This is a genomic window from Salinispora mooreana, assembly GCF_000379065.1.
GTDB classification, from domain to species: Bacteria; Actinomycetota; Actinomycetes; order Mycobacteriales; family Micromonosporaceae; genus Micromonospora; species Micromonospora mooreana.
This window is the reverse complement of the sequence record NZ_KB900614.1, coordinates 4,425,417-4,446,962: the sequence shown is the minus strand read 5'-3', so window position 1 is coordinate 4,446,962 and position 21,546 is coordinate 4,425,417. Positions and strand designations below refer to the sequence as shown.

At 66.4% G+C, this 21,546-nt stretch carries 25 protein-coding genes and 3 pseudogenes; 18 read left to right on the top strand and 10 right to left on the bottom strand.

Annotation, left to right across the window (positions count from 1 at the left end; genetic code table 11):
• The coding region (locus tag SALPAC6_RS0121310; RefSeq protein WP_026189937.1) for a glycosyltransferase family 2 protein at positions 1-252 on the bottom strand (252 nt) is incomplete at its 3' end.
• A gap of 2 nt (positions 253-254) precedes the next feature.
• Here SALPAC6_RS0121310 and SALPAC6_RS29180 point away from each other — a divergent pair.
• The 4 genes and pseudogenes from SALPAC6_RS29180 to SALPAC6_RS0121290 all read left to right on the top strand — a co-directional run.
• Positions 255-437 (top strand): annotated as a pseudogene (locus tag SALPAC6_RS29180) (hypothetical protein); the annotation flags it as partial.
• A complete protein-coding gene (locus SALPAC6_RS0121300; protein WP_018255352.1) occupies positions 434-697 on the top strand; it encodes a hypothetical protein in 264 nt (87 codons plus the stop codon). The pseudogene SALPAC6_RS29180 and the gene SALPAC6_RS0121300, both read left to right, overlap by 4 nt.
• Positions 698-790: 93 nt before the next feature.
• Positions 791-1,528, top strand: coding sequence for a DNA-methyltransferase (locus tag SALPAC6_RS0121295; protein ID WP_018255351.1), 738 nt, complete (start codon positions 791-793; stop codon positions 1,526-1,528).
• A gap of 165 nt (positions 1,529-1,693) precedes the next feature.
• Positions 1,694-2,041, top strand: coding sequence for a hypothetical protein (locus tag SALPAC6_RS0121290; RefSeq protein WP_018255350.1), 348 nt, complete (start codon positions 1,694-1,696; stop codon positions 2,039-2,041).
• Positions 2,042-2,054: 13 nt separating this feature from the next.
• Here the strand turns inward: SALPAC6_RS0121290 and SALPAC6_RS31070 are convergent.
• A pseudogene (locus tag SALPAC6_RS31070) lies at positions 2,055-2,183 on the bottom strand (transposase); the annotation flags it as partial.
• 102 nt (positions 2,184-2,285) lie between these two features.
• Here SALPAC6_RS31070 and SALPAC6_RS0121280 point away from each other — a divergent pair.
• Positions 2,286-2,786 carry a hypothetical protein gene (locus tag SALPAC6_RS0121280; protein ID WP_018255348.1) on the top strand — a complete coding sequence of 167 codons (501 nt, stop codon included), beginning with the start codon at positions 2,286-2,288 and terminating at the stop codon, positions 2,784-2,786.
• A gap of 112 nt (positions 2,787-2,898) precedes the next feature.
• Here SALPAC6_RS0121280 and SALPAC6_RS0121275 read toward each other — a convergent pair whose 3' ends face one another.
• The 7 genes and pseudogenes from SALPAC6_RS0121275 to SALPAC6_RS31335 all read right to left on the bottom strand — a co-directional run.
• A complete protein-coding gene (locus SALPAC6_RS0121275; protein WP_162561531.1) occupies positions 2,899-3,366 on the bottom strand; it encodes a type II toxin-antitoxin system VapC family toxin in 468 nt (155 codons plus the stop codon).
• Positions 3,367-3,376: 10 nt separating this feature from the next.
• Positions 3,377-4,180 carry a hypothetical protein gene (locus tag SALPAC6_RS0121270; RefSeq protein WP_018255346.1) on the bottom strand — a complete coding sequence of 268 codons (804 nt, stop codon included), beginning with the start codon at positions 4,178-4,180 and terminating at the stop codon, positions 3,377-3,379.
• Positions 4,181-4,244: 64 nt separating this feature from the next.
• Positions 4,245-4,430, bottom strand: coding sequence for a hypothetical protein (locus SALPAC6_RS28295; RefSeq protein ID WP_080636104.1), 186 nt, complete (start codon positions 4,428-4,430; stop codon positions 4,245-4,247).
• Complete coding sequence (locus SALPAC6_RS0121265) at positions 4,427-4,654, bottom strand: hypothetical protein (RefSeq protein WP_018255345.1); 228 nt, start codon at positions 4,652-4,654, stop codon at positions 4,427-4,429. The genes SALPAC6_RS28295 and SALPAC6_RS0121265 overlap by 4 nt, the downstream gene beginning before the upstream one ends.
• Positions 4,654-4,836: a hypothetical protein gene (locus SALPAC6_RS0121260; RefSeq protein WP_018255344.1), complete on the bottom strand. Its 183-nt coding sequence runs from the start codon at positions 4,834-4,836 to the stop codon at positions 4,654-4,656. Before SALPAC6_RS0121260 ends, SALPAC6_RS0121265 begins: the two co-directional genes overlap by 1 nt.
• 94 nt (positions 4,837-4,930) lie before the next feature.
• Entirely contained in the window at positions 4,931-5,710 is a 780-nt protein-coding gene (locus SALPAC6_RS28290) for a tetratricopeptide repeat protein (RefSeq protein WP_026189936.1), read from the bottom strand.
• 219 nt (positions 5,711-5,929) lie between these two features.
• A pseudogene (locus SALPAC6_RS31335) lies at positions 5,930-6,067 on the bottom strand (helix-turn-helix domain-containing protein); the annotation flags it as partial.
• Positions 6,068-6,464: 397 nt separating this feature from the next.
• Between SALPAC6_RS31335 and SALPAC6_RS0121250 the strand changes: the two are divergent.
• From SALPAC6_RS0121250 to SALPAC6_RS0121215, 7 genes are all read left to right on the top strand, one after another.
• Positions 6,465-6,947 carry a hypothetical protein gene (locus tag SALPAC6_RS0121250; protein ID WP_018255341.1) on the top strand — a complete coding sequence of 161 codons (483 nt, stop codon included), beginning with the start codon at positions 6,465-6,467 and terminating at the stop codon, positions 6,945-6,947.
• 472 nt (positions 6,948-7,419) lie between these two features.
• Positions 7,420-7,572 (top strand): hypothetical protein, encoded by a 153-nt coding sequence (locus tag SALPAC6_RS30465; protein ID WP_223874398.1) that lies wholly within the window; start codon positions 7,420-7,422, stop codon positions 7,570-7,572.
• Positions 7,573-7,683: 111 nt separating this feature from the next.
• On the top strand, positions 7,684-7,989 hold the full coding sequence (locus SALPAC6_RS0121245) for a hypothetical protein (protein ID WP_018255340.1): 306 nt from the start codon (positions 7,684-7,686) through the stop codon (positions 7,987-7,989).
• Between the two features lie 740 nt (positions 7,990-8,729).
• Positions 8,730-9,728 carry an IS3 family transposase gene (locus SALPAC6_RS0121235; RefSeq protein ID WP_018255338.1) on the top strand — a complete coding sequence of 333 codons (999 nt, stop codon included), beginning with the start codon at positions 8,730-8,732 and terminating at the stop codon, positions 9,726-9,728.
• A gap of 1 nt (position 9,729) precedes the next feature.
• On the top strand, positions 9,730-10,773 hold the full coding sequence (locus SALPAC6_RS0121230) for a hypothetical protein (protein WP_018255337.1): 1,044 nt from the start codon (positions 9,730-9,732) through the stop codon (positions 10,771-10,773).
• A 3-nt stretch (positions 10,774-10,776) separates the two neighbouring features.
• A complete protein-coding gene (locus SALPAC6_RS0121225) occupies positions 10,777-11,493 on the top strand; it encodes a creatininase family protein (protein ID WP_018255336.1) in 717 nt (238 codons plus the stop codon).
• 882 nt (positions 11,494-12,375) lie between these two features.
• Entirely contained in the window at positions 12,376-13,563 is a 1,188-nt protein-coding gene (locus tag SALPAC6_RS0121215; RefSeq protein ID WP_026189934.1) for an alpha/beta hydrolase family protein, read from the top strand.
• Here the strand turns inward: SALPAC6_RS0121215 and SALPAC6_RS0121210 are convergent.
• Positions 13,536-14,918: a helix-turn-helix domain-containing protein gene (locus SALPAC6_RS0121210; protein ID WP_026189933.1), complete on the bottom strand. Its 1,383-nt coding sequence runs from the start codon at positions 14,916-14,918 to the stop codon at positions 13,536-13,538. The two genes, SALPAC6_RS0121215 and SALPAC6_RS0121210, sit on opposite strands and share 28 nt — an antisense overlap.
• 459 nt (positions 14,919-15,377) lie before the next feature.
• On the opposite strand from SALPAC6_RS0121210, the gene SALPAC6_RS0121205 reads away from it, so the two are divergent.
• From SALPAC6_RS0121205 to SALPAC6_RS0121180, 6 genes are all read left to right on the top strand, one after another.
• Complete coding sequence (locus SALPAC6_RS0121205) at positions 15,378-16,367, top strand: glycosyltransferase family protein (RefSeq protein WP_223874334.1); 990 nt, start codon at positions 15,378-15,380, stop codon at positions 16,365-16,367.
• Between the two features lie 25 nt (positions 16,368-16,392).
• Positions 16,393-17,529: a cupin domain-containing protein gene (locus tag SALPAC6_RS0121200; protein WP_026189931.1), complete on the top strand. Its 1,137-nt coding sequence runs from the start codon at positions 16,393-16,395 to the stop codon at positions 17,527-17,529.
• 50 nt (positions 17,530-17,579) lie between these two features.
• On the top strand, positions 17,580-18,935 hold the full coding sequence (locus SALPAC6_RS0121195; RefSeq protein WP_223874332.1) for a hypothetical protein: 1,356 nt from the start codon (positions 17,580-17,582) through the stop codon (positions 18,933-18,935).
• On the top strand, positions 18,925-19,632 hold the full coding sequence (locus SALPAC6_RS0121190) for a class I SAM-dependent methyltransferase (RefSeq protein ID WP_018255329.1): 708 nt from the start codon (positions 18,925-18,927) through the stop codon (positions 19,630-19,632). The genes SALPAC6_RS0121195 and SALPAC6_RS0121190 overlap by 11 nt, the downstream gene beginning before the upstream one ends.
• Positions 19,629-20,492, top strand: coding sequence for an SDR family NAD(P)-dependent oxidoreductase (locus SALPAC6_RS0121185; protein WP_018255328.1), 864 nt, complete (start codon positions 19,629-19,631; stop codon positions 20,490-20,492). Before SALPAC6_RS0121190 ends, SALPAC6_RS0121185 begins: the two co-directional genes overlap by 4 nt.
• 62 nt (positions 20,493-20,554) lie before the next feature.
• Positions 20,555-21,541, top strand: a complete 987-nt coding sequence (locus SALPAC6_RS0121180; protein ID WP_018255327.1) for a glycosyltransferase — start codon at positions 20,555-20,557, stop codon at positions 21,539-21,541.
• Positions 21,542-21,546 lie beyond the last annotated feature (5 nt).

Below are 21,546 nucleotides of genomic sequence, written 5' to 3'. Positions count from 1 at the left end.
TGTGCCAGCCGGTTCCGGGCGGACCGGGGCGACCTTGTAGCCGGCGGCGATGAGCCGTGCCCCGAGGTAGGTGTCATCGCATCCCCACCCGGCGGCGAACGACGGCTCGAACCCGCCGACCTGCATAACAGCCTCGTACGGGACGGTGACCAACGCGGTAACCACTATGCGGGGGAGGTCCCAGTCGTGGTAGCGGTGGCCGTAGCCCAACTCGCGGAACTCGTCGGTGTCGTCGAGCGGGCGCCCTATCAACGCCCGGCCGCACCGAAGGGCGGCCCGGACTCATGGCCCGAGTCGGTCGCATCGAGGGCCGCCTGGACGCCCTCGAGGAGCTGCGCCCCAACGGCGGCCAGTCACTCAAGGACCAGGTGGCCAGGATCGCCCACGCCACCGGCGCCGACACCACCCCCAACCGCACCCAGGAGGAACCCCGATGACCCACGACTACCTGATCAGCCTGATCCGCACCGCCGTTCCCGCCGCTGTCGGCGCACTGCTCGCCTGGCTGGCCGCCGAGGCGGGCATCGTGCTCGACGCCGACTCGTCCACCGCCCTCACGGCCGGTGTGGTGGCGCTGACGATGGGCGCCTACTACGCCCTCGTCCGGGTGGCCGAGGCCCGGTGGCCGTGGCTTGGTGTCCTACTGGGTACGCCGGCCGCGCCCCGGTATGAGGTGCCGGCCGCCCGGCGGCAGTAGTCCAGCCGACCCGGCCACACCCGCCGGTGGTGGTGACTCGGGGGCACCACCACCGGCGGACACCCTTCAAACCCCCGGGTTGGGGAGAACTGAATGACCGCCTGGACTGTGCACCACGGCGACGCGCTAACGATCCTGCCCACCCTGCCCGCCGCAAGCGTCGATCTCGTGCTGACCGACCCGCCATACAACTCCGGCGGCCGTACCCAATCCGACCGGACCAAGCACACCACCCGCAGCAAGTACGTCTCCGGCGACGCCGCCCACACCCTGGCCGACTTCGTTGGGGACAACCGTGACCAGCGCGGATACGCCGCATGGCTGTCGCTGATCCTCGCCGACTGCCTCCGCGTATCGAAACCCGGCGCGTCACTGCTCGTGTTCACCGACTGGCGGCAACTACCGGCCACCAGCGACGCCCTGCAGGCCGGCGGCTGGCTGTGGCGCGGCATCATCTGCTGGCACAAACCCATCTCCCGCCCCCGCATCGGCGGGTTCAAAGCCGACTGCGAGTACCTGCTGTGGGGCAGCAACGGGCCGATCGACGCCACCTGTAACCCCGTCTACCTGCCCGGCCTCTACAGCGCCAGCCAGCCCCGCGGCAAGGGCAGGCAGCACATCACCCAGAAACCCGTCAGCCTGCTCGCCGACCTGGTGAAGGTATGCCCGCCCGGCGGCACGATCCTCGATCCGTTCGCCGGCTCCGGCTCCACCGGCGTTGCCGCCGTCAACGCCGGCCACCCGTTCGTCGGGATCGAGGCCAGCGCGCACTACGCCCAGATTGCACGGCAGCGGATCGCCGACGCCACCACTCAACACGCGCCCGGGTAGGGTTGTCGATGCGGTGCCGCCGGTGATGTCCCGGCCGGCGCCGACCAAGCCGCGCGACCCCGTCTGACGAAAGAGCCCCGAGGCTCTGGCCATGCATGGCTAGGGCCTGTCCTGTCGATCTTGAATCGACTGGTCAGGTGACGTCGCCCCGAGGGATCATGAGGCGTGACCGATGCTGATGCGGTGCTGAGGATCGCGGATTTGCGCCGAGCGTGCTCGATGCTGTTGGACGCGGCGGAGAGCCGGTTCGGTCCTCAGATCCAGCCGTCACAGCTCGGCGTTGACTACTACTGGAACGTCGATCTTCGTGCGGCATTCGCGATGGTCCCGCGGCCGGAGCTGGAGATCGACTGCGGGCAGAGCAGCGACGATCTCGCGGAGCTGTCCAGCCTCCTCCAGCGAGATCCGGAGGACGTCGTATCGCTGTGGCACGACATCCCGCACGTGAGCGGGCTCTTGCGGCTGCTGGCGTACCTCGACCTGCCTGACTCTGGCGAGGTTCGCGGTAACTAGCTGTTGCTGCCGATTACCGGAGCCAGATGACGGCAGCGATGAGGATCAGACTGGACCGGTAGAGCGATGCGCGTTTGGCGTAGCGGGTAGCCAGGTCGCGCCATTGTTTGAACCGGTTGAAGCACCGTTCCACGACGTTGCGGTTCCCCGCCCACCGGCGGTAACCGCCAAGGGGGGCCGCGTAGCGGCGCGGCCCCCCTCCCCATCCAGATCTGACAGGAACAAGGGGATGGAGGAATCCAGTATGACACCCCAGCAGTGGCACGCCGCCGTAACCATTCGTCGCTGGAGCACGCAGCCCAGCGACGACCAGCTCGCCGAGATCACCCGCGTCCTGCCCGGTTACGGCATCATCGTTGACACCGGGCAGGACCGAGTGCGCCTGGAGATGACTATCGAGGCGACCACCGTCCGCCAAGCGGCCGACGCGGCCGTCCGCGCGGCCCGGACCGCGCACAGTCAGGCAATCGGCAGCGCACCCGAGGTCACCGCCCTACGCATCATCACGGCCGAGGACCACGAACGGGAGATCTCCCGACCGCACCCGATGAGCCTCGTTGGCAACGCCGAGATCGCCCGAATCCTCAACGTGTCACGGCAGCGGGTCGAGCAGCTCGCCCGAGAGAACGAGGCGTTCCCGGACCCGGTCGCCCGGCTGGCCGCCGGCCCCGTGTACAGCTGCGCCAGCGTCGACGCGTTCGGCGCCGGCTGGCAGCGCAAACCGGGCCGGCCGAAGACGACCTAGGCACCACAACGCCCCGCCCGGCCGTGAGGCCAGGCGGGGCGGATCGTTGCGGTGAACTCGAGCGCCCGCGCTCTTCCCGCCAGGGAAGAGCGCGGGCGTTCCCGGCCTCGGATCATGGACTCACAGCGGCTTCCTGGTCGACGTGTACGTCATCGATCGTCGCATCCCACAGGACCATCGGCCTGATGATCCTCACACCACCGACCGCCTGGCCGTACGGGAAGCGCTTGTCATTAGAAACCAGATACTCAGCTTTGGCGCGTACCGCTGTGGCCATGTGTGCGGCATCCGCCCCGCTCATCTTATATTCGTCGCAGATACGCCGCGTGTCATCAACCACGAACAGGTCCAACTCATACCACAGAACGGGCGCGGCCGTCAGGTACCGCTCGATGATCTCATCACGTTTCGCCGGATCCACGTCACCCTTGTGCGAGGCGACCTCAGCGAGAACAAGAGTCGAGGCCACAATCTCAATGTCGCCCCGCTCAGCGGCGAGCAGCAGCTTCAGCGAATCAGACCAATACGATGCCTCCCGCTTGATAACATTGAGGAAAATGCAGGAGTCGATGTAGACCAACGGCGGTTTCTTACCCCCGGCGGGCATGTTCGATGAACTCCTCCGTGGTCAGGGCACCTGTGTAGTCCGGCGCGACACCGAGGATGTCCCACGCGGATACGCGCTCCCGGTCGGGAAGCACTCGCATCTCCGTCATGTCCAGGCGGATGGGCTGGCCGGCTGGATTGCGAAACAGCTCACCCGCTACCCGAACCCGCTCGCGCCAAGCCACGCGGAGTTGTTCTCTCGCATCGTCGGCAGTGCGCACGGATACCGCGCGTCTGGTTCGCTCATTAACGACCAGCGCCCGAAGTCCCTTACGACTACTGGACAACATTTCCAGTCTGCCTTCGACGCTACCGAAGGTGCGGCGCCCTACCTGCGTGGCCCGCTTGGCGTGTTCCACGGTGACTTCGTCGACGGTCGCCACTTCATCAGTGTCAGTGGCACGGATGTGCACGGCCCTGATCCGGTCACCGAACGTCGCCATCGCCGGCAGACGACCGACGGTGGCGACAGAGAACAGCGGGGGAACCTCTGCCTTCTGATGAAGCGACTCGACGCCACGGACGAGGCCCACAGTGGTGCTCGTGACGGTAGGGACCGCGCGCTCTGGGGGAATACGCTGAGGGACGAACACGGCACGATGCACACCGTTGACGGAGATGTCGTTAATGACCCACTCCAGCCTCGGCTCCCGGCCGGGCAGGGCTAATTGGTCAACCTCCCGTAACGCCAGCCGGGTTTCCGTGAGCACCTTCATGTACCGCTGCGGTTGCAGGCTACGCCGCGGCGCATCCACCACGATCTCTACTCCATGCAGCCGTTCACCCATAGCACCACCATGTCACAGTCGTCCGACCCGGCGTACCGGCATAACGGCCCACCGCACTCTGAGGTCACGCGTAGCCCGGAGCGGAGATAGGGGGCGCTCCGAGTAGGTCATGGGTGAGCAGCCCGGCGTATGCCTCCGCCCAGGGCCAGCACCGCCGCGGGGTGCCGCACACGGGGCAGCGACCCTCGACCTGGCGGTGCTCGTGCAGGTCCCGCCACCACCGGCGGACGGTCACGTCGGCCGGTGTCAACGCCTACTCCCGGCGCGCTGCGGGGGTGCCCAGTTGCCCTGCCCTACCGAGGTCAGGTAGTCGTAGGCGGTCTCGGTGGGCGGGCACGGCCAGGCGGACCCGCAGGTCGGGCACCGGTCCACGCGCGGCCAGTGCTCGGTGATGATCCGCCGGGCGGACAGGATCATCCGGTTGCGTAGCTGGACCGTCGACAAGCCGGGGCGGGGCCGGGCGTGGGTGGCCATCACCGGCGGCGGTTCGTCCGCTGCCGGGCAAGCGGGGTCAACAACGGCCGGCTATCGAAGATGACCGTCGGCTGGTTGTGCAGCGAGGAGTAGGCACCGGCCCGCGCCGCGTACACGGTGGCAGGACCGACCGCGTCCAGCCGTCCGGGCCGGCGGCGGAGTCGGCGGAGTAGCCGGATCATGCGCGTGCTCCCTCAGCCTCGATGGAGGTGAGACGGCCCGTTCTCTGGCTGTGGCCATCCCCATTGGGAGCTTTCCGTGAGGGGGAGACTACTGCTAGGTGGTGTATGTCCGCAGGTTTCCTGCGGACAGGCTGCGGACGGCAGATTCGACACGCCTAGCCAGGTGCTCTGTTCCGGTCGTTTCCGCGATGGCCTGTACGCGTTCGTACGCCTCACGTGCGGCGCTGACGTCGCCGAGTTCGGCCAACGTCGCCGCGAGGTCAATTCTGTAGGGGACGGTCCATGCCGCGCCTTTCGCGTACGGCGGCAATCCGTGCAGGCCGGTGCGAAGGTGCTCGACTGCCAGGGCGTTGTCACCGAGCAGCCGATAGGTCAAGCCGCGCTGCATCTTCAGATAGTCCAGAGAGTGAAAATAGATCCATGGTGGCTCCCGGTCTGGGGCCTCGGTCGCTTGCGTGGCGAGATCCATAGCCTGGTCGAGTAGCCCGATCGCGGTGGACGCCGCTCCGATCAGAGCATGACCTCGCGCCTCCTGCTGAGCGGCGAGCGCCCGTACGCCTGGGCTGGCTGGTTGGCGCAGGGCCGCTGCTGACAAACCGATCAAAGGCCCTGGGCGGCGGTGTTGCCATGCCAGGTGTCCACGCATGCTGAGCACTGTGGCGATCATGTCCGAATTTCCGGCCTCGGTACCCCATTCCAAAGCGGCGGAGTACCAGCGACCAGCCACGCGCGGATGTCCGGCGGCGGCGTTTAGCCAGCCCCCGAACTGGGCCCACTGGGCGGCCAAATCCACGAGACGGGCCCTCGAGTCACCGCGGACTTCGGTACTCAAGGTGGCGAGGAGGTTAAGTTGGATGCGAACTGCTGGGAGCACCGCGGCAACGCCAATACTGTCTTCAAGACGGCGGTACGCGGCGAGGGCATCGGCGAGGGCGTCGAGAGTGGCTGGCTCAACCCGGCGTGGGCGCTCTTGGGCAAAGGCCAGGCGGTTCGTCGACTGCCCTACCGGCGGGACTGGACGGATCAAGCTGGTGAGCCGGTCGTCGCTGTTGAGTGCGTCGTCCAACCGTTTAGCGAGATCCAGGGTGGGTTGTCGACGGCCAGCTTCAATGTCATGCAGATGTCCTCGACTGGACAGGGCCAGGGACGCGAGCTGGCGAAGGCTGACTCCCGCGACTGTGCGCAACTGGCGTAGTTCAGCTCCGAAACAAGGGTCAACGATCGCCGGCATCAGTGCTCCCAGGTAGCGGTCTGGGTGGCGGGCGCCGACCGCTACAACCGGCACCCTGCCGCCATCGACGGTACTCCCTGCCCGCACGTCACGCCGTCACCTGTCCGTATGGATGTTCCGGCGCGTCACGGCGTACGCCCTACCACGGAATTGTGGTTCCGGACAGGTTCGAGCTGTCCGCTACCTCTTAGCGGACATTCAAAACGTCACCGGCATAGCCGAAACTATTCGTCGATATGACTTGTCGACTGTGGATATGCTATTAAACTCATTCCGGCTGATCAGTGATCACGAGCAACGGTGACGGGGGCGTGGCCCTCGGTCGCGCACCATCGCCGCCCTTAACCGGGCGGATCCATCGACACACCCCACGAGCAGTCTTCCCATCTGTTCGTACATGTGTTCGACTGGCACGCTCCTCATCGGCACTCACCCGGAGGTCTTCGACAGCGCCATGAACTACCCCTCCCACCCCCACCCCCACCGTCGCCCCGCCATGCCACTGGTCGCCCGCGCGGCACACGCCGCCACCGCCGCCTATCAGCGCGCTTGGACCGGTAAGCGCGAACGCCTGTACCAGCAGGAAAATCAGCGACTCAGGGAGGAGGTTCGGCGGCTCCGGAACGAGATCCGGCACTGCGCCAACGTCATCGAGGTGATGGGCCACGACCTGGAGTCACGGCGCCGGGAATTCTTCCTGGGTGAGTTGCTCGCCCAGGCAGACGCCCGCAGGCGGACGGTGGTCGTCGATCAGCGGCGCCTGCTGGAGGTTCACCTTCGCGAACAGCTCGCCGCCGAAGCCGAGGAAACCGTCCGGGCCACCTACGCGGAGGGCTACGCCGACGGGATCATGCGCCCCAGGACCGACGGCCAAAACTGAGTTCCCCTACCTGTCCCCTACAACGAATCAGGCCCCCTCGCTGGAGGGGGCCTGATCTGCAGTGCAGGAGATCATATTTGAGTGTCCGAGGGGTAACACGAACCGTTACCCCACCACCGATGAGAATCGTCAAGACCTTGAAGCCAACCCAAGCCTAGGAACCCCGCTGACCCAACCTGTCGGTTCCGCCGAAAGGGGTCACCACGCCCACCTGCACGGCAGTGTCGCACGCACCGGACCCGGCTCCCGCGAACTATCCGCCTTCCTGGTCGAAGCCGACCAACCCGGCGTCCGCCTCACCCGCACCAACCCGTCATGGGGGCCTACACGGCTTCAGCTCCGGCGAGATCACCTTCAACAACTCCCGCATTCCCGTAGCCAACCGGCTCGGTGCCGAAGGTGACGGCTTCGACGTCGCCTTCTCCTCCGTGTCCGGTACGGCAGACCCAACCTTGCCGCCGTCGCCCTCGGCATCCACCAGGCGATCCTCGAACCCACCGTCGCCTACACCGCCGGCCAACGCCGCTACGGCAATCCCCTGGCAGACCTGCCGACGGTGATGCAGCGGCTCGGCTACATCCAGTCCCGGCTGATGACTGCCCGGCGGGCCGCACGGCGCGCTTGATCAAGGCATTGGCGGCCCAGGTTGGCGCGTCGGAGCACTCTGCGCTGGCGCCTGGTGCGGTCGCGGCACTGACCGGCCTGAGCAGGTCCGAAGCTGGCTTGATCTTCGGCCATGCGGGGCCACCTCGTGCACCACGGCGCAGACACCGAACCGATCGAGGTCCTCATCCAGCTGATCTCGGACATCCAAGGTCGTGAGGCCGAGGCGGGTGCCGCGATAGCGCCAGGGGACAGAGTGCGACTCGCAGGCGAACTACCAGCCAGCGTGACGGACCATGGCGCCACTCGGCCGAGCGAAACGGTGTTCGCCGTCCGCTACGTCGGTGATGACGCGACGATCGACGTGCAACCGGACCTGGCTGAGGACTACACGATCAAGTCGGCGCCGATCGCCCTCGTGCAGCCAGCAGGTACATAGAGCATGAGATAGAGCCGAGCATCCGCACATGCCGCCATCCGCTCATGGCCATGGCGGGTGGGGTTACGCCCGGGCTTCCCGAATCAGTGTCAGTCGCCTACGCGGATCGTCGTGCGGCGAGTGCCAGCCGTCGCCCTCGTCAGCGTGGTGTCGAGATCTCGGTGATCGTGGCAGTTCCTTGTATGGACAGACCTTCGTGCATGGCGATCCCCTCTTGGTCAAGATGGTGTGAGACACCCTGTGTGAGTGGGGTGGCGGGCCTGCTGAGGGCGGGGATCGGAGATCCTTGTGTACGTGTCCACTTCATCTGGCAAGCAGCCGGCGTCCGGCGACGGGGTTGATCCGGCGCCGAAGCCGTCGCGGCGGGTTTTCAGCCCGGAGTACAAACGTGCGATGGTCGCCGAGTACGAGAACGCCGCGAACGGGGAGAAAGGCGCGATCCTGCGACGGGAAGGTTTGTACTCGTCGCACATCATCGAGTGGACACGGGCTCGGGATGCCGGGCAACTCGGACAGGTAGGGACTCCGGTCACGGGTTCCGGTGCTGCGGCGGGGTCGCGGGTGAAGAAGTCCGCGGAGCAGGTGGAGTTGGAGAAGCTGCGCCGGCAGAACGAGAAGCTGCAGGCGGANCTGAAGAAGACCCGTATGGCGTTGGACATCATGGGAAAAGCGCACGCGCTCTTGGAAGAACTCTCCGAGAGCGCGGACAACGACAACCCGCCGAAGAGATCCTGACCGCCGTGTTCGGCGAGTTACGCGGCGCGGATATCTCGGTGCAGCGGGCGTGCGCGTTGACCGGGACCTCGCGGGCGACGTACTACCGGCGGGTGAAGCCGGTCGGTCCACGGCACGGGCCGTGGCTGCCCCGGACCCCGCCACCGCAGGCACTCAGCCCGGCCGAACGCGGCCGGGTGCTGGCGGTGCTGAACTCGCTCGTCTACGCCGACCTGGCGATCCCGCAGGTCTGGGCGAGGGAACTGGATGCGGGCCGCTACCACTGCTCGATATCCACGATGTATCGCATCGCCCGTGCGGCCGGGCAGAGCCGGGAACGACGTCGACTGGCGGCCCATCCACCCCGGGTACGTCCGGAACTGGTCGCGACGGGGCCGGGTCAGGTGTGGTCCTGGGACATCACCGCGTTGAAAGGACCTGTCACAGGCCTCTGGTACCGGTGCTACGTCGTTATCGACATCTACTCGCGCTATGTTGTCGGGTGGCTCGTCGCGGCCGGGGAGGACGCGGTCGTGGCCCGCGACTTCCTGGCCGATGCGATCAGCCGTAACGGGGTCGAGCCGCACACCATCCACGCCGACCGTGGCGGCGTCATGGTGTCGAAGCCGGTATCGCAGATGCTCGTCGACCTCGGTGTCCTACGGTCGCATTCCCGACCTCGGACCTCGAATGACAACCCGTATTCCGAAGCCCAGTTCAAAACCATGAAGTATGTGCCGGACTTCCCGGAAAAGTTCGGGTCCCTCGCTGACGCGAAAGCTTTCTGCGACGGCTTCTTCACCGCCTACAACCATGAACACCGACATTCCGGGATCGGCTGGCACACCCCGGCGTCGGTGCACTACGGCACCGCCGAGCAGATCCGTGAGCAACGGCAGGACACCCTCGACGCGGCCCACGCCGCCCACCCGGACCGGTTCAACCGCAGGCCCCGCGCACCGAAACTGCCCGACCACGCCTGGATCAACAAGCCAACCCAGCAGGAACCAACCGTCTCAGTTTGACTTGACAACTACCGCACTGCAGGCCGCTGGTGAACTGGTCCGCCTCCTTCCAGACCTCGAACGTGAACGTCGCCTGACCGACATCGGCTACCGCCTGACCGACGATGCCCGTAGCCAACTCCGGGTCGTCATGCCTCATCCCGACGCGCCCGATCTGCTCCGCTCGTGGCACGAACAGCTCGCTACTCTCGCCACTACCGGAAACCGCATCGGATACGCCGGGATGGCCTCCACTGCCCATGCGCAGATCAGCATCGCAGCCACCATCGGGCGACGAAGCCGTTCCGCCCGCCGTCGCGAGGCACTCATCGCGCAGGCGTTGTGGGCGGAGTTCCTCAGCTGGATCGACGAGCAAAGCGACGCCGTCGAGGCAGACGCCTGGCTGCGACACGCCCAGCAGCACGCCGTTGAAGCTAACGCGCCGACGCTGGCGAGTTACGTCCTGATGAGGCAGAGCCAGCGCGCTCTCGAGCGCTTCGATCCGGGTAATGCCATTGCCTTGGCGCAGCGGGCGCTGGAGGAGGTTCGGCTACCCGGCCGCATCCGTGCTCTACTGCTGATCCGCCAAGCCCAGGCGTACGCCATGGGAGGTGACCAGAACGCTTGCGCAGCCAGCATCGACAAGGCGCACAGCGTCGCTGGCAGCACCGACTGGGGTTCAGAACTACCGGTCGATCTCGGCTTCCACTGCAACCCGGTGTACATAGCTGCCCACGAAGCGCAATGCCGCCTACTCCTCGGCCAACCGACAGCCGCAGCCGATCTCTTCGAGCAGCTCCTGGACCAGTGGCCGGATCAGTGGCGCGTTGACGAGGCCCTTTGGCGATCGGCCCTGTCCACCGCCTACATCAACACCGGCGACATCGAACGCGCGGCGACCGAGGCCGCCAACGCCCTGGCTTTGGCCGCTGGCACCTCCTCCACACGGGCCCTGCGCTGGTTGAACCCGACAGCGGTCGCCCTTCGCCAGCAGAAAGCCGTTCCCGAAGCGGCGGCCTTTGTGCTCACCTATCGGCAGGCGACTCTCGAAGCGTGCAACCATTAGCCCGTGGATCTGATCACCACGGCGACGAGCAGCGACGAGTCCGAGCGAGCGGCTTCCGTCGCGGTCCTCCCGGTCGGGAGTTTCGAACAGCACGGCGCCCACCTACCGCTNGTGACCGACACTGTCGTGGCGTGCGCGATCGCGAAAGCAGTCGCCGAGCGCTATGACCTCTTCCTGCTGCCGCCTGTGACGATCTCCTGCTCCCACGAGCACGCGGCGTGGCGTGGAACGGTCAGTATCAGCGCTACCACCCTCACCGCCGTGGTCGTTGATATCGCCCGCTCTCTGCGCGCATCTGGTATTGATCGACTCGCTGTGATCAACGGACACGGCGGAAATTACGCGCTCGCCAACGTCGTTCAGGAAGCCAACGTCGCCGGACCAGCGATGACGCTGTTCCCAACTCGGGCTGACTGGGACGACGCTCGCATTGCCGCCGGTATGCACAGCACAGCTCACCAGGACATGCACGCTGGTGAGCTCGAGGTTTCGCTGCTTCTGCACGTTGCGCCTGAAGTGGTGCGTGATGGCTACGAGCAGGCCGACCACCTAGCCGACGATCGACGCCACCTTCTCACGCGGGGCATGGATGGCTACACCACCAGCGGCGTCATTGGTCTGCCGTCCCACGCCACCACGGCCAAGGGTAAAGCCGTGCTTGAAGCGCTTGTTCGCTCCTTCGCCGACCATCACGGCCTCCTGCCGAGGGCCAAAGCATGATCAGGGCTCACGGGACGGCGGTTGCTGTCCGCATCGGCGACGCCCGGGAGAGCCATCGGGTGACGAAATCTTGCAAGTAAGCCGGGTAGGGACGAGGGCAGACGTAGCGGCGCCAAGTCCAGACGCCTGCGCCAGTTCGGAAAGCCTCGTCCTGCCGGTAGGCACGCCGGTGTCCCGGCGCCCGGTTGACGAGCCGGCCGTCGTCCGGCCCCACTTGACGTTGCTGGAGGAGGACCCGTGAGGCTGGGCGACAGAATCGCTGAAGTGTCGTTGGACGACGCCGTTCGCGCCTCTCTTAGCTATGACCAGCTACGTGCCGGTGATGATGGCCTGTACTGGCTGGAGACTCACCCCGAAGGCGTGGGTACTACGGTAACGCGTTGGCGGTCCGAGGAGGGCAAGCGTGTTGTCAGTCCGGCGGGCTTCGATGTCACCAGTAGCGTTCACGCGTACGGGGGTGGATCGTTCGCTGCCGGCGAAGGGACTCTGTGGTGTGTCGGCGGAGACGGCCTCTATCGGAGCAGCCTTCACCGCGATGAACCCGACATGGTCAGCGGTGGATGCTTCGGTGACCTGACGATCAGCAACGGTGAGTTGCTGGCTGTGCGGGAGTCGGGGCAAGGTGACGAACTCGTCGCGGCGTCGCTTTCCGGCCCTCCGCAGGTGCGGACTCTTGTCTCGTCGCAAGGGTTTCTCGGTGCGCCACGGCCAAGTCGGGGATTGCTGGCGTGGACCGCGTGGAGTGAGCGGGACATGCCCTGGGACGCCTGCGAGGTATGGGTGGCGTCCTACTCACCGCAGGGATCGGTCGAAGGCGCAGCGAGAATAGCCGGCGGTCCGCATGAGTCTGCGCTGGAGCCGCAGTGGGGACCCAACGGGGCGTTGTACTTCGTGTCGGACCGCAACGGCTGGTGGAACCTCTACCGATGGGACGGTCACCAGGTGGAGGCGGTGGCACCGCTTGCGGGCGAGTGCGCCGCAGATCCGTGGGAACTGGGCTACGCGTCGTATGGGTTCCTTGACGGTGGTCGGATCGTCATAGCGGTGCAGGAGGGGCCGCGACACCGCCTCGTCGTCGTCGAGGCCAGCGGCTCTGTTCACCCGGTCGATCTGCCATACACGTCGATCAAGCCGTACCTAGCTGTTCAAGGGACGACGGTGGCGTTGATCGGATCCTCACCGAGCGTAGCCCCGCAGGTGGCGCTCGTGGACTTGGCTGACACTGTCTCCCAAGTGGCGGTGCTTGCCCGCTCGGAACACAGCGCACTCGACCGGGCAAGCGTTTCCACGCCGACGGAGCTACGTGTTCGAGTGGCCAGTGGTCGGGAGGTCCTTGCCCTGGTGTATCCACCGACGGGCTCCACAACGGATTGGCAGGCGCCAGTGATCGTGCGAGCACATCCTGGGCCCACCGACTCCTGCTTGCTGCGGCTGGATTGGCAGGCGCAGTTTTTCACCAGCCGCGGGTTCGCCGTCGTTGACGTCGACTACCTGGGTAGCACCGGGTACGGGCGGACGTTCCGGGAATCCCTCTACGGTCGGTGGGGCCTGGACGATGTCGATGACTGCGCCGCGGTGGCGGATCACCTGCTATCGACGGGACGGGCGCTGCCCGGACAGGTATTCATCCGCGGTGCCAGCGCAGGCGGATACACCGCGTTGCAGGCGGTGGCACAGGACACCCCGTTCGCCGCCGCCACCGCCGTGTCAGCGATTGTGGATCCTGACCGGTGGGCGGAAACGGTACCCCGATTCCAGCGGGCGCACGCGATGCGGCTGCGCGGGGGCGCCGGCCCGGTCCGCGCCGCCGCGATCCAACGGCCGGTGCTCCTCATTCACGGCACCGCAGACGAAGTAGCCGTAGCCGAGGATGTCCGCGAACTCGCCGACGAGTTGACATCTGCAGATAAGACGGCTGAGCTTTTGCTTCTCCCTGAGGTCGGCCACTATGTGGCGTCATCCCATCGAGCAGGCGCGGCGCTGAAAGCCGAGCTGGCTCACTACCGCTCGGTGATGCTTGATGGAGCAAAGGTCAGCAGGAGCTACAGGGCCGCCAGCGGTAGCCGGTGACGAACGTACTCGCCGAATTCGCGGACTTCCGGCTCACACCGATAGGGCTCGAGGTCAACCTGCACCTCGACGATGCGCTGCAGGCAGCGATGTGAGGTAGTTTGTGCGGCATAATCGACTGCCTGTCGTGCGGTGGCGCAGGCTTCATCAATGCAGCCAGACACGGCCCACGACGAGGCCATGAGCGCGGTGTCGATGGCGAGTCGCCGGACATGTGCGGGGCTCAGGGCGGTAAGGGCATCGCCCAGGTACCGCTGGGTTTGCCGCGGCTGACCCAGGTCATGGAAGCAGTGCGCCATCTCGTCGGCGAGATACGCCGCGTTGAAGTACCGAATCCACACAGGCTCGTCCTCGACCCTACTTAGGGCTAACTGCCTTTCAGCAATGCCGAGGTGGGTAAGACAATCGCCTTCCCGGCCAAGACGGGCGTGCGTACGCGCCACCACCGCATGCAGCGCTGCTGCCACAGCGGGTGTCACTTGGGCTTCGCTTCCTCTCACCGCCGTCATCGCCACCCTGTGCGCCGGCTCGGGATGCCCGCAGTGCAGCGCTAGGTGCCCAATATTCACGGCGAGTAAGTAGCTTCCGTACAAGCGATCATTGGCAGCTTCCGTCAAACGCAGAGCGCGAAGATAGCGGCGCTGGGCAAGGCCATGGGCACCGCTGTCGACCGCTTGGTATCCACACAGTTCGAAGAAACCTGCCGCAAGCCTGTAGAGCCGCCGCCCCGCCGTCTCGGAGACGGGGGTGTTCGCCAGCAGCCGATTCAGTTCACCTTCGACGTACCGCTGCACGTCAGCGTGGACTCGTCCGGCTCCATGGGCATGGTCCAGCTGCCGGTACATCGCCAGCGCAGTCTCCGCCGAATAAAGATCCTCTTCATCAACCTGGTCAGGCAAACCGGGCCGTCCGGCCCGGGACAGCCGAGGTCCGGTCGCCGCGTTCAGCCAGTCAAGAGCAGCGCGGTCGAGGGCGCCCGGCTGGAACGGAACTCCAACGATCATCTCGGCCAACCCGGATGTTGCCGTCAGGCGGTCGGAAAGCACACTGCTGAATCCGGCCCCGGCTCGTAAGATGGCCGGCTTGCCGCCGCTGGCCCGGTTCTTGTCGAGCAGCGGCAGCAGGCGCATCAGGGCACCCCCGGTCGCCAGCGCCTTGTCGCAGGCCTCGGCGAACTCACGGGAGGGAAACCGGTCGGCCGTTTCCACGCGACGAACCAGGTCCGCACTAAAACGGATCATGGCGCCCAGCCGCGCCTGCGAGAGGTTTGCGCGTTCGCGCAGCCGACGCAGTTCGGCTCCAAAGAAGTGGCGCTCGGACAGAGATGGCTGGAGCCTCCGCGGGGTCTGACCCATGGCACCGCCTTTCAGACTGCTCGCGAGCAACAACATCGAGCAACATGGACATCGCCCCATAGAGTCACCCAGGGTTTAGCCCAGCGCAACCAGGAACGCCGGAAACAACCGCCAAGACCGCTAGTCCACGAGGTGCGGCGCATGCGGACAACTACTTCGTCCGCATGCTCGGCATTCACGACAGCGCCAGCGAGGGCGAGGGTGGGAGAGCGGGCGCGTCCACTCGTCCAACTCGCCCCAGTTCTTCACACCCCTGGGAGGTGCAGTGGAGCACAGGGCAAGCCCAACCTTGAGTGGCGTCGCTTGAAGGGACAGTGACAAAAACGGTGGTCCATGAGGGGTCGTCGTCTCGACTTCGCTGTCGTTGCCAAGTCTCAGGTACCGGCAACGGCCGCCCGGTCACTGGCGCGACCAGCAACTGAGCATCGGATTACACCCGAGGGAGGGCACGTGCCGACAATGCCTGCCAGCGTTTGGCAGGTCCCCGAGACCTGCGACTGGAACGACTACGTACGCGAAGCGGAACAGGCACTTATATCTGCTGGATGGACGGTCCTGCATCCTCGCTTTTGCCACGACACCCCAACTCTCACCCCGGCATCGCGAACAACGTGGAACGGCCCAATCCCAGCGATTGTCCACCTGCATTGGCCGGAAAAGCTTGCTGCGGCGTTGGGGGCGCAGCGCGCCTTGGCGCTCATAGGCGAGCTCCGCGAGGCAGGTACGCGGATCGTGCAGACCCTACATAACCTGGCGCCGCATGAGCCGCAACCTGATCTGGCCCGCTTCCGGACCACGATAGATGCGATGACGGACGGGGCCCAGTACTTCAGCGCCGAGCACGAACGTGTGGCTCGCGAACACCGGCCAGCACTTCCCGCGCTGACACTCCATCTACCGCACCCCCGGTACAGCACGCCAAGGCCCGCGGTACCAATGGCCTGCCTCGGGCGCTTGCGGCCCTACAAACGAACGGCGGAGTTCGCGGCAGCGGTCCTCGCGGGCGAGGATAATCTACGCCTGCTCGTGGCGGGCCATCCCGACGACGCCGAGACTGACCGCCGCCTACGCACGATGGCTGAGGCGGATTTCAGGCTCGACTACCGGCCGGGGTTTCTGTCGACCGCCGAGTTCCGTGAATTTCTAGCGGCGGTGGAATGGGTTGTGTTGCCGTACCAGCGGTTGCACTCCAGCGGGGTGCTCGTGGAGGCGCTCCAGGCTGGCACACGCGTGCTCAGTGTCGCACCGCTCGGCGGCGCCTCGCTCTACGGCTCATTTGAGCATGATCGTTGGCTGGTGCTTCCCGAATGGGACGACCAAGCCGCGATCCGCGCCTGGCGCTCGGTTGTCTCGCGGAGCTGCATCACGTTGCCCACCTGGCCTGATGCCGCTTCGGCACTCGTCAGCTTCTACGCGGCCGTCATCGCCGCCCCACCCCGCCGTTCCTGAGTCCATCCCCGTCTGAGGAGCCGCTATGTCTTCCCTCGTTCCCATCCACGCGCCCGCGACAAGGGGCGAACCATTCGATTTCCGCACACATGCTAACGATTTTCTGGTCAAACGCGAACAGGCGCGGTCGACCGAGGTGTTTCTGGTCCGCGTACCCGGCCTGGGCACAGTTCCCGGGCACGTGCACTCCGACATGGAGCAAACATTTGTCTTTTTGTCCGGGGTGGGCACCGCGACCCTTCGCCGTGCTGGCGATCAGGTTTCCTACCGATGTCTACCCGGCGACACGGTCTTCGTTCCGGTTGGTTGGCACCACTCGGTGGCTGCCGACTCGCTGGAAGGTGTTACCTACGTGACCGTTAACGCCTTCCTGCCTGACACCGACCGGGTCGGCGGTACCGCTATCGCCCACGCAGAGGAGGTGAACACCGCATTCGCAGCGGCCTTCGCTGCGGGTCGGAGCGAGCGACAGCCCGACGAGACGGTGTTGTTCCGCTGCGCGGAAACAGCGTTCCGCAGGGACGACCCGGTGGGTGCCCTGGCGCAGGATTTCACGTCACTGGTTACGACGTTGACCCAGGCACCAGAGGCGTATCGGGTCGAGCGGATCGGGCCGTTCGAGATTGCGCGGTCAGTGACCCCGGTGGCCGCCGTCCTAACGCGATCGTTGGCCGATGAGATCCACGCGGCCGTGGCGGGCCTGGCTCCCGTGGTGGTAGAGGGCTCGCAGTCGCCGTTGTCGGTCAAACCACCGTACGCTGGCTCGGATCTTGACCTGCTGGTGATGGTACGCCGCCCGGAGGAACTCCCGGTCGCGTCAAAGACGGTGCGGGCTCTCGACGGCGTCGCTGATCGGATTCCGGTTCCGCTCGCAGTCGGCATGGTCTACCAGCCCTGGCTGGCGCTACCAGGATTCTATTCCGCGGTCAGCATCGATCCCGGCCACGAGGATCGGCGCTGGTTTTCTGCTGCCAAGCCGGATCGACTCGCCGAAGCGACCCGCAGGTTGAAGGCTAGCCTCGTCACCGTTCACGACCAGACCCGGATGACCGAAATGTTCGAAGCCACAGTGGCGCTGACCGGGCTGGACCACGACCTCGTCCGTGAGTGGCGGGTGACACCGCGCTGGCGTGGCCTCGATGTGCTGGAGCCCTTGAGGTGATTCGGCATCGAGAGTTGACTGACTGGATTTCCAGTGTCTCGGGTCGGTGGTTGAGCGACACGTCCGCAGCCGGGACGTTGCAGGAGGCGCTCCACGGTTCCGTGCCCGAGGCTGCGCCACGCGCGATCCCGGCGAAACGCGAAGGGCCATTGCTCTTTCCACTGCTCTACCACCACCGCCCCCGTGTCACCTCCGCCCTTTTTCACCAGGCTATTGATGCCTGCCAGGAAGGGCGCCGCACCCGGCGGCGGGTCTGTCTGGTCGGCGCGGCCGTCGGCCGAGGCGAGCCCGCCGAAGACACCTCCTACGACCTAGCCGGGATCTGCGAAGTCCTCAACGACGAGGGCTGGCCAGTCGAGTTCGGCGGCGACGTCGCGGAACTCGACGGCTGCACATGGCACTTGGCCGCGCGCGCCCGCCGCACGTCCTTCACCCGCCGTGCGACCGACCTGCCAGACCTGCTCATCGCCGGCGCTTACGACACCGTCGGCGCATCCGCGGTGTATCTCAGTGAAGGGGTGACCGGAGGGCGCTCCATCGGGCGGCTGCCCGCCGTCGCACCGATCGGTCGGTTGCACACACCTGGCGACCCGTTCGCCCCGGCACCAGGAGGGGCCAAGTTGCGGCCCGCTGGCTACGACCAGATCTGGGGCGCCGCTTTCACGCTCGGCGAGACGAACGCGACGGCGCTGCCCGACGACGAACGCCTCGATGTCGCGCGCAGGGTCCGGCAGCGACTGAAGCCGGCGTGGCGAGCGCTGCGCCGAACCGGCCTGACCATCCACCACGGCGTAGAGCCATCGGACGCCCGCCGTGTCGTCGCCTCGGGTAGGCGCCGCGCCACGGTCACGGTCCCTCTATTCGGAGCGCGGGAGATCTCGGATTCGACCAACTCGCTCGTTGAGGCCGCGGCGACGCTCGCCAGGGCGACGCTCATTGTCGATGACATCACACCGACTCTGCTATACCGATCGGTCGATCTCGACGCCATCCGGGCCGGCTTCAGGAACCTGGCAACCGGAGCAGGCTGCCAGGTGTTGTTCCTTGGCGACCTCGATGCGGCGATCCTCCACGAACGCGTTCACGAAGTACTCGAAACCCTGACCATGACAGACCTCATCGCCGCCTCGCCGCACGGCAAGCCCGGACGCGCCCAAGCCGCTTTCACCGGCTACGACGCGATCCACCTAGCGATCATGGCTGTCGCCTGTGGCCTGCGCTCCAACTCGGCGCTCGCGGCTCAGGCGGCGAACGTGCCCGCCGTACGCGCCCTGTCCCGCCTACACGGAGTCGACTCCCTGATCGTGCGGTCAGGACCGGCCGGCCCGGCCCGGGAGCACGAGTTCCGGCTCGATGCGGCCTGGCTTTCCCCTCACGTTACGTCTGGAGCCGACCATGCCCACTGACCTTCTGGAGATCGCGCTACGCGATCCACAACCCGACGCCCCGCTCATCGTCGAACGCAGTGACGGCCACCGCAGTGTCACCGATCTGGCCTGGTGGCGTCGGGAACCGGCCGCTCAGCCACCTGTCGACACCAAAATCTTGGACTGGGTCGAGCTGGGCCAGTCGGTCGCGGATGTCGGTTGCGCCACGGGACGCCACCTGGAGATCTTGCACCGCCGGGGCATCGCCAGCATCGGCGTGGACTCCTGCCCCACCGCAGTGGCATTCGCTGCGGCCCATGGGCTCACCGCGGTCCAGGCCGACGCCACGGCTTGGTCTCCGCCTGAGCCGGTCAACGTAGTAGCCGCACTCGGCGGCGGTCTTGGCATCTGCGGCACCCTTGACCAACTCGGCAGGTGGCTCGTCCATCTGGCTGGATGGATGACACCCGCCGGGCGCCTGCTCGTCACCAGCGTCGACTGGCGTGGACCTGGCCACGTCGCATGGGGCGAGACCGCACAGAGCCGCGACGCGTACCCGGGCGAGGTAACCCTGCGCCTGCGATACCGCGACCGGATCGGGGACTGGTTTCCCTGGCTCTGGGTCGATCCGCCGACGCTGCAGGCGCACGCGCAGGAGGCCGGGCTGACCATGGTCAAGACGATGACCTGGGGCGCGAAGTACGCCGCAGAACTGCGTAGGGAGTCCCTGCCATGATCCTGCGCGTCATCGCCGGGGCGGCAGGCCAGCTCGGCTCAGCGGTCACCGCCGCCTCGACTCGGAAGGGCGACCGCACGCTCGCCGTCGATCCGCTGCTTACCGAGGTTCCGCCTGGCGTCGAACTGCTTCGCGCCGACGCCGGATCGCCCGCCTTCGGCGACAGGTTAAAGGCGGAGCTAGTCGGCGCATCCCGGTGCGAGCTGATCCTTGCCGGTGGCAGCATTCCGCCGCTGGTCCGTGTCGGCGACGCCACGGATCTTGATGTGGAAGCGGCCCTCGGTGATGTTATGACCACGTTCCGGGCGATGTCCGTGTTCGCCAAGTCCGCACAGTCGTACGCGATCGGCGGCTCGATCGTGCTCATCGGCTCGGTCGGTGCCCGCTACCCACACCGCTATATGATCAGTTACGACGCGGCGCGGGCTGGCATGGAGAGCCTGGCACGATCCTTCGCACTGGAGTACGCCGCGCACGGGATCACCACCCGTGTTCTTGCCGTCGGACCCATCGCCGAATCCGCCACCAGCCGTGCCGATGGCGAACTTGCCGAAGCCCTGATCAGGCTCGTGCCGCTCGGCCGGTACCCGCGCCTGGACGAGGTCGCCGTAGCGGCGATCACGGTCGCATCTGCGGCGCTCGACTGCGCCAACGGCCACACGATCACCCTGGACGGCGGACTGACCGTGCAGCTCCGACCGGCCGATATCGAGCGCGGACCAGCGCCAACGGACGCTACGAATAACCGCTTGAGTCCCCAGCCCGCAGATCGGGTACTATCACCGCATTGGCCGGCGTCCTCCAGACGTCGTGCTGCGGTATCCGCACCCGATTCATTTCTTGGTGAGGAACCGCAGTGACCGTTGATTTCAGCACCGTTCGCCGGACACGACCGCCAGCAAAGCCCGGCAGCGTGACGGCCATGATCACAAAGCAGGACAACGAATACCACATCCGCACCAGTGGGTGCGCACCCCTGAGTGCAGTCGTACCGATCCGTAACCGCGCCTTCGCGATCACGCACGTCCTGGACGCACTCGCCGCGAGTGAAGGCGTCGACCTGGAGATCATCGTTGTCGATGACGCCAGCGACGATGACGGGGCCTTCCGCGCCGCCGCGCACCCCTCCCGACCGACCGTAGTCCGGCTGGCGAAGCCGGTCGGCTCGTCGGTCGCCCGCAACGTCGGAACGGTCCTCACGTCCGCACCGACAGTGCTCTACGTCGATGGTGACATGGTCCTGCCGCCGCTCACCCTGCGCGAGTTGGCGTCGCGTGCCGCCGACGGCCTCGTCTTGCTCGGCTTCCGCCAGCATGTGCCCGCGGCGGCGCTCGCCGCCGGGCCGCTCACGCCGACGAGCGTCGACCTCGACCAGGACCCTCGGGCTAGCACCGTCTTCCCCGCAGGCCTCCTGCCGTTTAGCGGCACGATCCTCGACAGCCCGAAGCGCTGCCGGCTGCTGGACGAGACCGACGACCTTCGTGGGCTCGGCAACGGGCGATGGGTGTTCGACTGGTCGCTGCCACGGACCGTGATCACCGCCCTCGTCGCCATGCCCAGGGAGGCGGTCATCGATGTCGGCGGCTTCCACCCGGGCTTCCACGGCTTATGGGGCGCCGAGGACGCCTACGTCGGCGCCAAGCTCATCGCTGCGGGCTGCAAGGTGGCACCTGTGCGAAGTGCGATTGGGCTGCACGTCGATCCGCCGGAGGCCCAGTCAGAAGACGGCAGGAAGTTGAACAGTCTGCCCCGTACCGTCGCGTTCTTCCACTCGCTGTTGGCGCAGCCGATGCCGACCGGCGGCGGCACATGGCTGCACGACCACGCTGAGGCCCAGTTGAACCGGGCCACCGTAATCCACGGTGACCGCAGATCGAATCCGTTCCACGAGTTGACCGAACCGAGGTGACATCC

Excerpts from the sequence above, each read along its gene's own strand:
- SALPAC6_RS0121300 (WP_018255352.1), top strand. The coding sequence starts at position 434 with ATGACCCACGACTACCTGATCAGCCTGATCCGCACCGCCGTTCCCGCC.
- SALPAC6_RS0121295 (WP_018255351.1), top strand. The coding sequence starts at position 791 with ATGACCGCCTGGACTGTGCACCACGGCGACGCGCTAACGATCCTGCCC.
- SALPAC6_RS0121280 (WP_018255348.1), top strand. The coding sequence starts at position 2,286 with ATGACACCCCAGCAGTGGCACGCCGCCGTAACCATTCGTCGCTGGAGC.
- SALPAC6_RS0121270 (WP_018255346.1), bottom strand. The coding sequence starts at position 4,180 with ATGGGTGAACGGCTGCATGGAGTAGAGATCGTGGTGGATGCGCCGCGG.
- SALPAC6_RS0121265 (WP_018255345.1), bottom strand. The coding sequence starts at position 4,654 with ATGGCCACCCACGCCCGGCCCCGCCCCGGCTTGTCGACGGTCCAGCTA.
- SALPAC6_RS0121260 (WP_018255344.1), bottom strand. The coding sequence starts at position 4,836 with ATGATCCGGCTACTCCGCCGACTCCGCCGCCGGCCCGGACGGCTGGAC.
- SALPAC6_RS0121250 (WP_018255341.1), top strand. The coding sequence starts at position 6,465 with ATGTGTTCGACTGGCACGCTCCTCATCGGCACTCACCCGGAGGTCTTC.
- SALPAC6_RS0121245 (WP_018255340.1), top strand. The coding sequence starts at position 7,684 with ATGCGGGGCCACCTCGTGCACCACGGCGCAGACACCGAACCGATCGAG.
- SALPAC6_RS0121210 (WP_026189933.1), bottom strand. The coding sequence starts at position 14,918 with ATGGGTCAGACCCCGCGGAGGCTCCAGCCATCTCTGTCCGAGCGCCAC.
- SALPAC6_RS0121205 (WP_223874334.1), top strand. The coding sequence starts at position 15,378 with ATGCCTGCCAGCGTTTGGCAGGTCCCCGAGACCTGCGACTGGAACGAC.
- SALPAC6_RS0121200 (WP_026189931.1), top strand. The coding sequence starts at position 16,393 with ATGTCTTCCCTCGTTCCCATCCACGCGCCCGCGACAAGGGGCGAACCA.
- SALPAC6_RS0121190 (WP_018255329.1), top strand. The coding sequence starts at position 18,925 with ATGCCCACTGACCTTCTGGAGATCGCGCTACGCGATCCACAACCCGAC.
- SALPAC6_RS0121185 (WP_018255328.1), top strand. The coding sequence starts at position 19,629 with ATGATCCTGCGCGTCATCGCCGGGGCGGCAGGCCAGCTCGGCTCAGCG.
- SALPAC6_RS0121180 (WP_018255327.1), top strand. The coding sequence starts at position 20,555 with ATGATCACAAAGCAGGACAACGAATACCACATCCGCACCAGTGGGTGC.